At 43.4% G+C, this 14,172-nt stretch carries 12 protein-coding genes; 6 read left to right on the top strand and 6 right to left on the bottom strand.

Annotated elements, in window-relative coordinates:
* Nucleotides 1-5 precede the first annotated feature (5 nt).
* The 5 genes from ACUN2T_RS02470 (at nt 6) to ACUN2T_RS02450 (ending at nt 4,068) form a co-directional block, all read left to right on the top strand.
* On the top strand, nt 6-755 hold the full coding sequence (locus tag ACUN2T_RS02470; RefSeq protein WP_445496082.1) for a HesA/MoeB/ThiF family protein: 750 nt from the start codon (nt 6-8) through the stop codon (nt 753-755).
* Nucleotides 752-952: a sulfur carrier protein ThiS gene (gene thiS, locus ACUN2T_RS02465; protein WP_445496081.1), complete on the top strand. Its 201-nt coding sequence runs from the start codon at nt 752-754 to the stop codon at nt 950-952. Before ACUN2T_RS02470 ends, thiS begins: the two co-directional genes overlap by 4 nt.
* A 1-nt stretch (nt 953) precedes the next feature.
* Nucleotides 954-1,721, top strand: a complete 768-nt coding sequence (locus ACUN2T_RS02460) for a thiazole synthase (RefSeq protein WP_445496080.1) — start codon at nt 954-956, stop codon at nt 1,719-1,721.
* On the top strand, nt 1,721-2,860 hold the full coding sequence (gene thiH, locus ACUN2T_RS02455) for a 2-iminoacetate synthase ThiH (protein ID WP_445496079.1): 1,140 nt from the start codon (nt 1,721-1,723) through the stop codon (nt 2,858-2,860). Before ACUN2T_RS02460 ends, thiH begins: the two co-directional genes overlap by 1 nt.
* 731 nt (nt 2,861-3,591) lie before the next feature.
* Nucleotides 3,592-4,068: a carbohydrate binding domain-containing protein gene (locus ACUN2T_RS02450; protein WP_445496078.1), complete on the top strand. Its 477-nt coding sequence runs from the start codon at nt 3,592-3,594 to the stop codon at nt 4,066-4,068.
* A gap of 93 nt (nt 4,069-4,161) precedes the next feature.
* Here the strand turns inward: ACUN2T_RS02450 and ACUN2T_RS02445 are convergent, their stop codons facing one another.
* From ACUN2T_RS02445 to ACUN2T_RS02425, 5 genes are read right to left on the bottom strand one after another with little or no spacing between them, the layout of a single operon-like run.
* Nucleotides 4,162-4,743 (bottom strand): DUF1349 domain-containing protein, encoded by a 582-nt coding sequence (locus tag ACUN2T_RS02445; RefSeq protein ID WP_445496077.1) that lies wholly within the window; start codon nt 4,741-4,743, stop codon nt 4,162-4,164.
* 14 nt (nt 4,744-4,757) lie between these two features.
* A complete protein-coding gene (locus tag ACUN2T_RS02440; protein WP_445496076.1) occupies nt 4,758-5,909 on the bottom strand; it encodes an MFS transporter in 1,152 nt (383 codons plus the stop codon).
* Nucleotides 5,910-5,969: 60 nt separating this feature from the next.
* The gene (locus ACUN2T_RS02435; protein ID WP_445496075.1) at nt 5,970-6,602 is read right to left on the bottom strand and encodes an HAD family hydrolase; all 633 of its coding nucleotides are present in this window, start codon (nt 6,600-6,602) and stop codon (nt 5,970-5,972) included.
* A gap of 13 nt (nt 6,603-6,615) precedes the next feature.
* Complete coding sequence (locus ACUN2T_RS02430) at nt 6,616-7,677, bottom strand: zinc-dependent alcohol dehydrogenase (protein ID WP_445496073.1); 1,062 nt, start codon at nt 7,675-7,677, stop codon at nt 6,616-6,618.
* Nucleotides 7,677-8,927 carry a class-III pyridoxal-phosphate-dependent aminotransferase gene (locus tag ACUN2T_RS02425; protein WP_445497788.1) on the bottom strand — a complete coding sequence of 417 codons (1,251 nt, stop codon included), beginning with the start codon at nt 8,925-8,927 and terminating at the stop codon, nt 7,677-7,679. The genes ACUN2T_RS02430 and ACUN2T_RS02425 overlap by 1 nt, the downstream gene beginning before the upstream one ends.
* Nucleotides 8,928-9,844: 917 nt before the next feature.
* On the opposite strand from ACUN2T_RS02425, the gene ACUN2T_RS02420 reads away from it, so the two are divergent.
* The gene (locus ACUN2T_RS02420; protein ID WP_445496072.1) at nt 9,845-11,041 is read left to right on the top strand and encodes a multidrug effflux MFS transporter; all 1,197 of its coding nucleotides are present in this window, start codon (nt 9,845-9,847) and stop codon (nt 11,039-11,041) included.
* A 64-nt stretch (nt 11,042-11,105) separates the two neighbouring features.
* Here ACUN2T_RS02420 and malT read toward each other — a convergent pair whose 3' ends face one another.
* Nucleotides 11,106-13,820, bottom strand: a complete 2,715-nt coding sequence (malT, locus tag ACUN2T_RS02415; protein WP_445496071.1) for an HTH-type transcriptional regulator MalT — start codon at nt 13,818-13,820, stop codon at nt 11,106-11,108.
* Between the last annotated feature and the right edge of the window lie 352 nt (nt 13,821-14,172).

Genomic DNA, 14,172 nt, shown 5'->3' with positions numbered 1-14,172 from the left:
TTCTTATGCTGAATGATCAAGAATTTATGCGTTACAGCCGACAACTGTTACTCGAAGATATTGGCCCGGAAGGGCAGGAAAAACTGAAATCCAGCCGCGTATTGATTGTCGGACTGGGAGGGCTAGGCGCTCCTGCCTCCCTCTATCTGGCCGGGGCCGGTGTGGGAACAATTTATCTCGCTGATGATGACCAATTGCACATCTCCAATTTACAACGGCAAATCCTTTACCGCACTGAGGATATCCCTTCGGCAAAAGCTGAACTTGCAGCTAATCAACTCAATGCACTGAATCCACTGGTAAAAATAACTGTTCTTAATAAACGTCAAGACGTGGAATCGCTGAAAAAAACCGTAAAACAGGTCGATCTGGTTCTTGATTGCTGTGACAACATGGCAACCCGCCACGCTATCAATGCGGCTTGTGTCGCCACGCGAAAACCCTTAATCAGCGGCAGTGCCATTGGGTTCAGCGGTCAGCTTATGGTGCTTGAGCCCCCTTATTCTCACGGCTGCTATACCTGCCTCTACCCTGATCAGGAAGAACCACAGCGAAATTGCCGAACTGCGGGTGTATTAGGTCCGGTAGTCGGCGTCATCGGCACATTGCAAGCATTGGAGGCCATTAAAATGTTAACCGGGCTTCCCTCTCCGTTGAGCGGCAAACTTCGGCTGTTTGATGGTAAGCAGCAAAGCTGGAGCACGCTACAGCTCAGTCAATCGCAGCAATGCCCAATCTGCGGAGATATGGCATGAAAATTACTATAAATGACCAGCTGATGGAGCTTACCGCGCCTCTGGTTCTACAACAATTACTGGAACAACTTGAACGAACGCAACCGGGAACTGCATTGGCCATTAATCAAACCATTATTCCGCGTTCGAACTGGAGTACGCACCAAGTTAATAACGGGGACAATATCCTTTTGTTTCAGGCTATTGCCGGAGGTTGATATGTTAAAGATCGCGGATACTACTTTTGATTCCCGTTTGTTTACTGGTACAGGCAAATTCGCTCGTTCAGATTTAATGATTCAGGCTATAGCGGCCTCTGGCAGTCAGCTTGTCACGATGGCGATGAAACGCATTGATTTGCAAGGAGGTAATGACGCTATTCTGGTGCCATTACAAAAACTTGGCGTCAAATTGCTGCCAAATACTTCTGGAGCCAAAACCGCAGAAGAGGCTCTGTTCGCAGCCCGTCTGGCCCGTGAAGCATTGGCAACCAACTGGATCAAACTGGAGATCCATCCTGATGTGAAATACTTGCTGCCTGATCCGGTCGAAACGCTCAAAGGCGCTGAAATGCTGGTCAAAGACGGATTTGTCGTTCTGCCTTATTGCAGTGCGGATCCTGTTTTGTGTAAACGTCTGGAAGAAGTGGGCTGCGCGGCAGTCATGCCTTTGGGCGCGCCGATTGGCTCTAATCAAGGGCTGCTAACCCGGGATTTCCTGCAAATTATTATTGAGCAAGCACAGGTGCCAGTGGTTGTCGATGCGGGCATTGGCGCACCAAGCCATGCACTGGAAGCGATTGAACTAGGGGCTGATGCCGTATTAGTTAATACCGCTATTGCCGTCGCGCATAACCCAGTAAAAATGGCACAGGCATTCAGAATGGCGATTGAAGCAGGTGAATTATCCCATCAGGCTGGTCTGGTAAGTCCAAAAAAACATGCTGTTGCATCCAGCCCATTGACTGATTTTCTGGGAACGTTCTAATGTCTAATCATCTTTTGAACAACAGTTTTGGTTATCACTGGCAGCAACTGGGTTGGGATGACATTACCCTTCGTATTAACAGCAAAACTTCGCAGGATGTCGAACGGGCATTGAGCAACAACAAATTAAACTTGGATGATTTGATGGCGTTGCTCTCGCCAGCAGCGAAACCCTATATAGAACCGCTGGCACAACGAGCACAGAAACTGACTCGTCAACGCTTCGGTAATACCGTTGGTTTTTATATTCCGCTTTATCTCTCGAATTTGTGTGCCAATGATTGCACCTATTGTGGATTCTCAATGAGTAACCACATTAAACGCAAGACATTGAATAATGATGAAATTATTGCGGAATGCCAGGCAATTAAAGCGCTGGGTTTTGACAGTGTGCTATTAGTCACTGGAGAACATCAAGGCAAGGTAGGTATGGCTTATTTCCGCCGTTATCTACCACTTATCCGCGAGCATTTCAGCTCAATAATGATGGAAGTCCAACCCATGACACAAGAAGAGTACTCAGAATTAAAAACTCTGGGGTTAGATGGTGTAATGGTTTATCAAGAAACCTATCATGAGCCAACTTATCGGCTGCATCATCTACGGGGTAAGAAACAAGATTTTCACTGGCGACTAGAAACACCGGATCGCCTTGGCCGGGCAAAAATCGATAAAATCGGTTTAGGGGCACTGATTGGCCTCTCTAGTCATTGGCGGACAGATTGCTATATGGTGGCTGAACATCTATCCTTTCTGCAACACACATACTGGCAGAGCCGCTACTCAATTTCATTTCCCCGTTTGCGGCCTTGTACCGGAGGGATTGAACCTGCATCGCTAATGAGTGAAGCAGAACTGGTACAACTCATTTGTGCTTTTCGTCTATTTGCTCCAGATGTAGAACTTTCTATTTCTACTCGTGAATCCCCATTCTTCCGCGATCACGTCATCCCACTGGCAATCAACAATGTCAGTGCCGGTTCGAAAACTCAACCCGGTGGTTACGCAGATACTAGCCATGAAGAATTGGAGCAATTTATTCCGCATGATAACCGTTCCGTTTATCAGGTCGCAGACGCATTAATTAAAGCTGGGTTACAACCTGTCTGGAAAGATTGGGATAGTTATTTAGGTCGATAATTCTATTTTAGGTAAGAACCTTTAACAGGCAATCATTACACGAAATAAGATTTAATATAAAAAACTGTCTGGTACTAATACCAGACAGTAATATAACCCAATACATTCGAAAATAATATTCGCAGTAAAAACCAAACTCAATAAAATTAAACTGAGAATAAAAAATAACTTCCGATTATAAAAATACCTAAATTTCAGCGAAAAAATAAATGGCAACCCTTACTTTTTAAAATTAAAATATAAATCTAATTTACCTCTATTATTCCCATACAGATCGAACATTATAAAAAACCACATAACAATCCACTACATTATATTATTCATCATCATTATCACCTGAAAAATAATTTCCATTAAAAAAATCATTCTGAATATAAAATTAAAGACTTTATCTCTAATCAATCCAACCAACATTAAAAATTCATTTCAATACTCTATTGCAATAGGGCCATTTTACGCATGTTTTTTTCTGGCATATACAGATATTCCTCACAGAAATAAAAATATAAAAATCCAGCTTATACCTATATCGAATAAGTAGAAAATACTATATTTTCTGTATATATTTAAATTCCATACTATTTATTCCTTATTAATTTATACAAATTACAACTCACCACCAACAAAAAATACAATTGAGTATTATCCCATTATTGATAAAGTGCCCACCCGAAAAACAAAGCGCTGAAAGAAATTAAATTTATTTCTATCTATTTAAAAAGGACTACTATATGAACGTACAAGAAATCCTGAATAATGAAGATTATTCTGATAACAAGAAAAACTCTCATAAAGAACTGATAAACGGCTCATTCGAAGAGGGATATAACGGCTGGAGAATCCCAGCCCCTGAATCAGTAGAAATCTTATCTGAAAATGGCGTTCACTTTATCAGAATCCAAAGCGTTACCGGTTCTGGCGTCATTGATCAAATTATCGAAGGATTAGAACCTAATACTAAATATAAACTAACAGGTACAGCGCGCGTATCAGCAGAATGGGCCTCATCAGCTTATTTTGGTTTACAGAGTCGCACCGATGGCCCCAACTCTTTTGCTGTAAACAACACCGATTTTACAACGGGTTCGGTAGAATTAAGTACAGATCAAGAGGGACTTTTACGCGTTTATTTATTGAAAGACCAAGTTGGTCATCGACCAGACAGAGAAACCGCTGACTTTACCGGTTTTGTTTTAGAAAGGGTTTAAGCATCTGGCCTTGATATATAACACCCGAAGCACATGACTCCGGGTGTTTTAACACCTGCCTCAGTAGAGATAATTCTCCGAAAATAACCTCATCTAGCTTAAATCATGCAATGGTTTTTTTATTGGCGGTGTCAATTTGAAATCAGAAAACCGCACCTGTAATCCGTGCCGTTCTGGAGAACAACACATTGCACCAACAAAGACAGGCTGTTTATCTTCAAAAAAAGGAGACAATCTCAACAATGGCCACCGTAAACCATCAGTGGAATATTGCAGTCTTAAATATCCCTCTTCACGAGTCAAACGTAACCAGAATTTACCAGAATCACCAGGAAATACGCCCATAGACCAATCAGAATGATTACGTGTCAGCACACTACCAATCGTGGCATGACCATCAGAATATTCAATTCCTCCTTTCAGCCAATGTTTTTCATCGACTAATAGCATGACTCCGGCTTGATCGTATAAATGTTCAAAACAACCTTCAATACAGAGTTGAAAAGTGAAATCATCCTCAATATAACGCCCAAAAACATGACCATTATGACGTTCAAAACCGTACCATGTTTGTTGCCAAAAATCGGTCTTATGCTCTGTGATGACATTAAGCCAATCACTGCCACATTGCCAATCAGATGGTTCATTAAGCCAATGATATTGCGACAAGCCCATAGGAATTCCTTCTATTATCTTCCGCTTGAATTAATCAATTTATATCCTGCAAGTAAGGAGATAGAGAGTAAAGCAATACAAGCAAAAGCACCGTGTAATGTCACAATATGCGCTAATCCGCCAATAATTGCAGGTCCCAACAAAATCCCTGAATATCCCATTGTAGAAACCGCAGCAACGGCCAGAGAATCAGGCATAATTTTCTGTTGACCAGAAGCGGTAAAAAGCATTGGCGCTATATTGGATAATCCAGCTCCGATCATTAGGAAAGAGAGCCCTAGCACCATTGCGGTTGATGCCGAGTAAATAAGAATAAACCCAGAAGTAGCCAATAAAGAACTGCTGATAAAAACCCGTCTGTGTCCATAATGGGCAATGATCTTATCACCGAGAAAACGGCCCGATGTCATAGCAATAGCAAACAAGGTATAACCGATACCTGCCTGATGACTACTGATATTATGGACGCTGGTTAATAATATACCGCTCCAATCCAGCATTGATCCTTCCATGATATAGGCAACAAAACAGAGAAAACCCAACAAAATCACGATGCCATGGGGCACAGCAAAAAATGGTGTATTGCCCGATTCTGCTTCGTTCAACAACCCACTCCATGCCGGTAATAGCAGTAGCACAATCAGTAACACCGCCATTGACATCGCCTGAAGGGGTGATATTCCTAGAGACAATAATGCACTGACCGAGCCTGCACCCGCTATTCCCCCTAAACTGAATAACGCGTGAAAACCAGACATGATTGGCCGTTGAGCCATTTTTTCGACCATAACCGCGTGGATATTTACTACAACATCCATTGCACCAATACCTGCACCAAAAACAAATAAAGCGCAGGCCAGTGTCAACGGTGTAGGTAATACGCTAAGGCCTGGCAACATAACCAGCACCAACAAGGCGCATAAAGTGAAAATTTGCCGGCATCCAAAACGTGCGGCCAACATGCCTGCCATCGGCATCATAATGAAAGAACCAATACCGAATGCCAGCATCAGTAGCCCCATCGCGCCATTATCAAGTTGTAGCCGTTCTTTCACTAAAGGAATGAGGGGAGCCCAACTTGCAAGACTAAAGCCAGCAATAAAAAAAGCGACGCGCGTCGCCATGATGGGTTGTTTTACCAAAGAGACCATATTCAGATCAGACAACTCATACTCCTTCTATATAAATAAAAACGCCCTCCGATATGACTCACGGAGGGCATTAACTTATGCAAAATTAATCTTGGAAAATTGCGGAATATCTGTCAGCACTCCGATAATACGGGTTGCCTGTTGATACTGTTCTGCAACAGATAACGCATGAGGCCAGGCATACACATAGGGAATACCTGCCTGTACTGCCGCTGTAATCCCCAAATCTGTATCTTCAATTACCAATGTTTGATGAACATCCATAGACTTCAATTCCAACATGGCAAGATAGGGATCGGGATTCGGTTTCGTTCTTACAACATCGTCGCCGGAGATCAACGCTGGGCTTTCGCTCAATCCCAATAATCCAATATTAGCCAAACACACTTCACGCGGCGCAGTAGAGACAAAACCAAAAGGGATGCAGTGCTGTTGTAAAGCCTCTATCAGCCTGGCAATCCCTGGGCGAAGGTAACTTTGAGACAGCTTATCTTTGTAAACAGAGACAATTTTAGCCGTGATCTCTTGCTGCTGTTGAGCTGGAACCCCAATATAATCCAGCGTTTCTTTCAAACTCAGGCCGATAAGTTGCTGCGGTTTTACATGATGTGTGTAGTCAGGGGCCAAATCACAAAGAACATCAAAGTGCAGTTGCTCACTATCGACAATGACCCCATCAATATCAAAAATCACATTAAATCTATCCATGTGAAAAACTCCATTACTTCAGATCGGAAATACGGATCAGCACCTTACAATTTGGGGTACAGAGCGGTTTTTGGGTTTTGCCCGCAATATCACAACCCACCGTGAGAAAAGCCTGCAAGTAATCATTAAAATCAAAGACCTGACTGACCAGACGACCCACTGGGATAATACCATCACGGATCATGGTATAAGCACGTTCAAAGCTGTTATTCAGAGAATCAATAGACCCAATGACTGAAAGACTCTTATCGGCGATTTTAAGAATATCAAGGCTGGCATGTTTATCTTTAAGCGCAACATTCAGCAATTTTCCACCAGGAGCCAGATGTTCGAAAATGTATTCTGTTAATTGTCCAGTAGTATCCACACAGAGATCGATCAATGCCGATTTATCGCCATATTTCTGCGTCAACGCCTCATCAAAATCAGTATACAATTCACATTCCGGCGGCAGATTTTCTCTGGCAAACTGAACACGGCTCTCGTTTTTCTCGACCATGAAAGCCTTGACGCCTCTGGCATGTAAAGCCCAAATGTAGAGCATACCCATTGGACCTGCGCCAGCCACTGCTGCACGGATATTAGTATGAGTGATACCCAGCTTATCGACACCGGTCAATGTACAACTCAACGGCTCGGTCAGTGATGCCTCTTCCATGCTGACATGATCATCCAGTTTTATCAGTGAGCTCTCTTTAGCCAGATACTGTTCAGCAAATGCTCCGTCATAGGAAACCCCAGCTTCGGTTCCCAATTTCTTTTCACAATGATTTGGGCTTCCTGTCTGGCACATCCGACAGTGCCCACAGGAATAAGTTGGGTTGATCACCACGCGGTCACCCACGTTAAAACGCGTAACACTTCTTCCTATTTGAGTGACAACCCCCGTCGTTTCATGACCGAGAGTCGTCCCCGGAATCGCAACAGGGTAAGAACCCGTGACAATCCCAACATCCGTACCACAGACACCACAAACCGCAATATCAACCACAACATCATCTGACTCAACACAATGTAACGGTTCAACATCCCGGATTTGAACATCCCATACCTGATTAAATTTAAGTGCTTTCATTATGCTACCTCCTTGTTGTCCAGCATATCTAAAGTCAGATCAGCAAAAGTCAGATCCAATTTATGTAAAATCTCACTTAAATGTTCCTTAGTGCAAATTAATGGCGGACGAACTTTGAGTGCACGGCCTTTCCCATAACGAGAGCCCCGGATGATCAAATTATGACTGTTCGCAGTTGCAATCGCTTTTGCAGCAAATTCCGGTGATGGCGTATCAAAACCAAACATGTAACCGACACCTCTGACACCCGTAATTCCTGGATATTTACGCTGTAATGCTAATAAGCCATTACACAAATAAGCTTCGTTACTCTGCACATTCTCCAGAACATGTTCATCTTCAATAATATCGATAATTTCGTTGAGAGCTGTGAGTGAAAGAGGATTAGCACCTGATGTGCTGGAATGTTCGAAAGACTCTAATACATCCAATGAACTACGCATCAATACACCACCAGTAGGAATACCTATGCCACCAGCGCCTTTAGCGAAAACAATAATATCTGGTTCTAATTCTTTGGCGTAACCGGTTGATGCGAAGAATGTTCCTGTGCGTCCAAACCCTGTCTGCACCTCATCTGCGATAATGATAATGTCATGTTTATGGCAGATATCTCTAATCTTACGGTAAAAATCAACAGGGAAAACGATATTTCCACCATTTCCTTGAATAGGCTCAATGATTAGGCAGGCAATATTGTCATTTGAGCCCAATTGAATAAATTGCTCCAAATCAAAATACTGATTTGGTTCTGCGTTCGGTTCCAATTCAGACATGACGCTGGCAGGAGTCGGCACTTTTAAAGAACCATCAATATTGACATGGAAGTCTTTAATTCTAAAAGCATTACCAGAAATTTGTGCTGTCGCTAAAGACTGACCATGATGAGCAAGAAAGAAAGAGATAACCCCTGACCGCCCTGTTGCTTTTTGTGCAATACGGATGGCGCATTCAACCGCCCCAGATCCGGAAACATCCCGCAACCACATTCTATTAATTCCTTCGGGGGTATGTTTAACCAATTTATTCAGAATATATTGCGACATTTCATGGGTATAAGCTGAACTCAGGTGTGTACATCTGTCGATCTGCTGTTTTAATTTTTCTGATATTCTACGATTAGTGTACCCCAGTGGAAGGTTAAATGTTCCCGAGGCTGCATCAATATACTTTTCACCATCTATTTCTAAATAAGGACCATTACCAACAAAGCGAGAAAGCATATCTTCAAATCGTTTGCCATTTTCCATCATTTTATTACCTTAATTAACCATTTATAACTATAAGAAAGCACAATAATACTTAACAGGTAAGAGAATATTTACCAAAAATTAATTTTTATCAACAAAAACTCACAAAAATCCAAAATAACATTTAAAAATTTAATGTATTTTATATAAAATACATTATTGTTTTGAATGCATTGTTAATTATATGCAGAACTGCTGGTTCATATGATTAATGGTAAGAAATTCGGTTTAAGCCCCTGTAAAACTGCGCCGAAAATTTTCCACCTTACGACTTAATCGCAAACGATGAGGACATTTGTATGGCCGGTGGCTATCTATCTTCTGACAGGTTACAGGATGCACTAAAAGATCCTTGAATATTTCTGATTTGTCAGAAACGATATACTTTTTTATTGAAAATGAGTTCCCAAAGAAATAAAAAAATAAAGTAACTATTTATAGATGAAATAATTTCAAATAGAGCGCCTTAGAATAGCGGCTGTTAACAGTCTGATACACCTTACAGACAGTCAATATATTCAAACTCCAGTTCTTACTACGCAAGGTGAGAAATATACCGGTACTACAGCGTTATACCATCGTGCCTATATTTAAGGGAAAAGAGATATCCATTGGATATATACCCGTTATCTTTCAATGCAGTGTACGAAGCGTTTTCTGATAAAATTCTTCAAAAAGGTGCTGAAACAGCCTGGCCGGTTTACACAGTTAAGCCGCTCGTATAAAGTTCAAGTTTGAAAAAGCAGTAAAGAGTTCAGTTGTGCACAATATTAAATAAGCCTATCGCCAGTTTGAAATAATCTGCCAGTAGGATTTCTAGCGTACACAAAATCTTTAATCATGCTGGAAACTCAATGCCACTGTGCCGATTTACTAACAAAACCACCACAATTTGTTGAAATACTAAAAGAATAAATATGCGAAATTACATTTTTCTGCTACTTAGTTTGGTGCTTTTCGGACCACTAGGTATCGATCTATTTTTACCTACGATTCCCGCCATTGCTGAAGATTTTCAGGTTAATAATGAGGTCATTCAGTCGACTATTTCCTTATTTCTGCTAATCATGGGACTAGGACAATTAATCGCCGGACCATTGGTAGACAAATTTGGCCGTCGACCGGTTGCCTTAATGGGGATCATTTTGTATATCATTGGTTCTGTGATCGCAGCACTTTCAACCCATTCCGAGATTTTTGTCGCGGCGCGGATCATTCAAGGATGTGCTGTCTGCTGTACCAGTGTCGTCTGCATCAGCAGTGTACGCGATCGCCTGAATGGTGACGAGGCAGCTAAAGCCTACGGTTTTCTTAACAGTACACTGAATATTGTTCCGGCTCTCGCGCCGTTGCTCGGTGGTCTTTTGGCTGAAATGTTTAACTGGCGGGCACCATTCTGGTTTTTGGTCTGCTACTCCGTTATTGTGCTGCTTATCATTGCCATTTGGCTGCCAGAAACGCGCCCCGCAAACACTAAACCCATTCATGGATTACCGCTGAAACAGTATTATCAGATTCTCAGCAATGCCCGGTTTACACATTTTGCACTGGTTAATGCCGGCATCATGGCAATAATGATTACTTATGTTTCATTCGCACCAACTGTACTAATGACCGAAGGCCATATCTCACCACTAGCATTTTCATTGATTTTTGGTGGCAACGGGTTCTGGACTATGATCTCCTTCCTGATCGCTAATAAACTCCTTCATCGAACAGGCCGCCCTTTCTGCTTGCTGTTAGGGGTAATTCTGATGGCACTAGGCTGCCTATCTCTGTTCTCAGGAATGCATCTGCTACCAAACGTAGCCAGCCAACACTGGCTAAGTTATATGTTGCCGGTTGCTTTCGCTTGTGCAGGTCTGGCGTTTGTTATGGGGCCCGCAACCAGTTATGCTCTGGAACCTTATTCTGAAGAAGCAGGTGTCGCTTCCGCACTGATAGGATTCGTCCAGATGGCTGTTGGTTCCATTATCTCACTGGGCGCTATGGCATTACCATTTCCGCCCAAACAATCATTGATGCTGGTGATGTTACTGGGTACCGCGCTAACCTTGTCAGCACACTTACTTAGTCGCAGCCTGAAAGGGCGGATTGTCTCGCTAAAATCTTAAAATCTGTCACGCAAAGCCATTGTTCAGTATCACTGATCAGAACAATGGCTTTGCGCAGCGGAAGTCACACACCTAACCCCATCATCTGCATCAATTGTTGTGCCTGCTGAATCGCCTCCTGGCGATTCACAATCCCCAGCTTCTGATACAAATTCCGGATATGGGTCTTAATGGTTGTCGTCGCCACATCCAACTCGGCGGCAATCTGATCGTTGCTGTAGCCTGAATAAATCAGCCCCAGCACCTGCCACTCACGCTGTGTCAGTGGACTATTGCGAATAAGCTCAGGAACATCAGGATGTGTCAGCAACTGTGTGACAAAACTTTCATCAAAATGGGCGAACTTATGACGATGCTGACGGTTGATATCACGTAAAATGCGCTGTGCCCGGTGTAACTCCAGTTCAGACAAAGTATTGAGCTGGATAAGCTGACGTAGCTGCTGGGCCATCAACTCACCTTCAATCACAAAATGGCTGATAAACCCAGTGCGGTTAGCCAAAGCCAATGCTTCGATAAGCGCATTCTGCGCGTCACTTTTACGTCCAACATGCCAGTAAAGCAAGTTACACAATAGTAGATTACGGTTCAGATCGCTTATTAGTTGCAGTTCTCTCGCATGTTGATTCAGCATATCCAAAATAGATTCCGCCTCATCATACAGGCCGAGAAGGATCTGAGCGCGGGCGATACTACGCCACTGGCCCTGATTAAAATGGTTATCGACACTATCTGGTCGCTCGGTCTGTGCCAACCATCGAACAGCCGCACTTTTCTCTTCCATATTTTGCCAAATGATGACTCTCAGTTTGTCAGTATTGGTTCGCCAGTCTCTGTGATATTGCCCATGATTCAATAAGTTTTCACAACGGGCCAAATAACGGCGGGCATTATCAATATCTCCCCTGGTCAAAGAACATTTAGCCAACTGTGTCAGGCACTGCAACTGCTGCTGAGGTTGAAAGTTAGACAACACCTCCAAGCCACGACGCGCGGCCTCTTCTGCTTCATCAAGACGGGACCAGCACCACAAAAGCTGTGAGCGGATGCGCAAAAGGAACTCATGCATTGGAAGCTGCTCCAGATGCTGTTCACGGATCAATTCAAATGCCTTGTTCTGCATTTCATAGGCGGTCTGCAAATACCCTTGGGCCAGCAAAATCTCGCTTTGCTGCAACAATGCCCATAACGCATAGTGATGAACCTGGAAACGGCGCGCAAGCTGCTCGGTTTGTTGCATCCGCGTCAATGCATCAGCCAGCTCGCCTTTACAATGCAATACTTCACCTTCCACTGAAGTTGCGGCAATACGACTGTATTCATTTTGAGGCAACAGTGCCGCCAAAGCTTTCTTCGCCAGCTTATCAGCCATCTCCGGCTTACCACTGTTCATAGCGACTTGAGCCCGTAAAGCGTCAAACTCAGCCAGTAAATCCGGTTCAATAGCAATTTGTTTCTGTTGCAGTGCCTGTTCTGCCTGGCTCAACAGTGTATTTACCTCTGAATAGCGATGCTGACTCTGAGCCAGCCAAGCCTGAAGCAGTACCAGGCGTGGACTCTCCAACAATTGTTCATAAGGCAGCGCATTCATACATTCTTCCAGCAGAGATAGTTCACTGTGGTTAAACAACGACCAGGCATACTGCAATAAAATATCACGTAACATGGCGGTATCGCCCACCGCTAAAGCATGATGAATAGCCTCACCCGGATACCCTTGAACCAACCAGCCTTCTGCGGCAGCGCGATGCAATTCAGGCAATTGCAACGCCATTTCCCACTGACAGCGTTGACGTAAAAATGAGGCAAAAAGTGGATGAAAGCGGAACCATTCGCCAGAATCATCCATACGCTGGATAAACAGCCCCTGGCGCTCGATTTCTTCAAGACGCTGTTGACCATTCTCTTCGCCGGTAAGACGAACGATCAAACCATCATTCATGGAGCGCAAAATAGAGCTGCGCAACAAAAACTCACGGGTCGATTTGTCCACCTGATTCAATACCTCATCCACTAAATAGTCGGAAAGATGGCTGGCGTTAATGCCCGATAAGCGTTTAGCCGACAGTTCAGCAGCATCACACGACTGCCGCGCTGAAAGCGCAATCAGTTGAAGCGCCGTTGCCCAGCCAGCCACTTCGTTACACAGACGTTTACAATCGTCGGCATCAAGCGATGAGGTCAAACGCTTGTCAAAAAATTGCTGGGTTTCCTGATGATCAAAAGCCAGTTGCTGGCTATCGATTTCCAACAATTGCTCACGCACACGCAGATTGGCAACCCCAAGAGAAGGCAAATTGCGTGATAAAATGGTTAAAGTCAGATTCTCAGGCTGGTGACGCAGGAAAAACCGCATAGCCTCATGAATAATGTTATTCATAATCAAGTGATAATCATCAATCACCAGGAAAATCGGTCGGCGCCATTCATTGAGTTCAATAAACAGTTGAGCAAAGAGCGCGGGTAAATTGGCATATTGGTGTTTTTGGGCCAACACTTCACTTTTGGCACAGTGCCCTTGTGTGGCCTGCTGCAACGCCGCGATAAGATAGCTGGCAAAACGCTCCGGCTGATTGTCGCTTTCATCCAGAGAATACCATCCCAGATTATCTTGCCCGGCCGCCCATTGAGATACCAATGTGGTTTTGCCGTAACCAGCAGGGCTGGTTACCAGAACAAGACGATAGTTAGACGACTCATTCAGTCTAATCAACAGGCGTTTACGCCAAACCGTATTATTCAGACGAACAGGACGACTCAGTTTTGATGGGATAAGCATTGATTTCCGTGCCCATAAGAAGCGATAAATAAAACCTACGCCGGAACCCTATGTGATGTTATTAGATAATTTATATCACGGCCCGTAATAATGTCATTAATAAGCCCAATCAAATTTAGTGAAATACACAGCCTTTGCAAACCTGTTTACGAACCTCATTATTAAGTTGCGCACCCTATCACATTCTTGAACAGCAAATTCCATTTTCCATCGATAAATTATGGAAACCGACCGCAAACCATTCCATCAATCTCCAGGAAAAAAATGAATTCACACAGATCAAAAATTAAGGCAAATAGGATAATCGGCTACGCCCTTTTACTCCACCCTGACTAATACCTCTCCAGGATGA

The organism is Photorhabdus machadonis, from assembly GCF_052657765.1.
Note: the sequence above shows the minus strand (reverse complement) of the source record. Positions and strands in the feature narration are given on the sequence as shown.

What these genes read in the sequence shown, in the direction of transcription:
- ACUN2T_RS02470 (WP_445496082.1), top strand. Translation starts at nt 6, where the DNA reads ATGCTGAATGATCAAGAATTTATGCGTTACAGCCGACAACTGTTACTC.
- thiS (WP_445496081.1), top strand. Translation starts at nt 752, where the DNA reads ATGAAAATTACTATAAATGACCAGCTGATGGAGCTTACCGCGCCTCTG.
- ACUN2T_RS02460 (WP_445496080.1), top strand. Translation starts at nt 954, where the DNA reads ATGTTAAAGATCGCGGATACTACTTTTGATTCCCGTTTGTTTACTGGT.
- thiH (WP_445496079.1), top strand. Translation starts at nt 1,721, where the DNA reads ATGTCTAATCATCTTTTGAACAACAGTTTTGGTTATCACTGGCAGCAA.
- ACUN2T_RS02450 (WP_445496078.1), top strand. Translation starts at nt 3,592, where the DNA reads ATGAACGTACAAGAAATCCTGAATAATGAAGATTATTCTGATAACAAG.
- ACUN2T_RS02445 (WP_445496077.1), bottom strand. Translation starts at nt 4,743, where the DNA reads ATGGGCTTGTCGCAATATCATTGGCTTAATGAACCATCTGATTGGCAA.
- ACUN2T_RS02435 (WP_445496075.1), bottom strand. Translation starts at nt 6,602, where the DNA reads ATGGATAGATTTAATGTGATTTTTGATATTGATGGGGTCATTGTCGAT.
- ACUN2T_RS02430 (WP_445496073.1), bottom strand. Translation starts at nt 7,677, where the DNA reads ATGAAAGCACTTAAATTTAATCAGGTATGGGATGTTCAAATCCGGGAT.
- ACUN2T_RS02425 (WP_445497788.1), bottom strand. Translation starts at nt 8,927, where the DNA reads ATGGAAAATGGCAAACGATTTGAAGATATGCTTTCTCGCTTTGTTGGT.
- ACUN2T_RS02420 (WP_445496072.1), top strand. Translation starts at nt 9,845, where the DNA reads ATGCGAAATTACATTTTTCTGCTACTTAGTTTGGTGCTTTTCGGACCA.
- malT (WP_445496071.1), bottom strand. Translation starts at nt 13,820, where the DNA reads ATGCTTATCCCATCAAAACTGAGTCGTCCTGTTCGTCTGAATAATACG.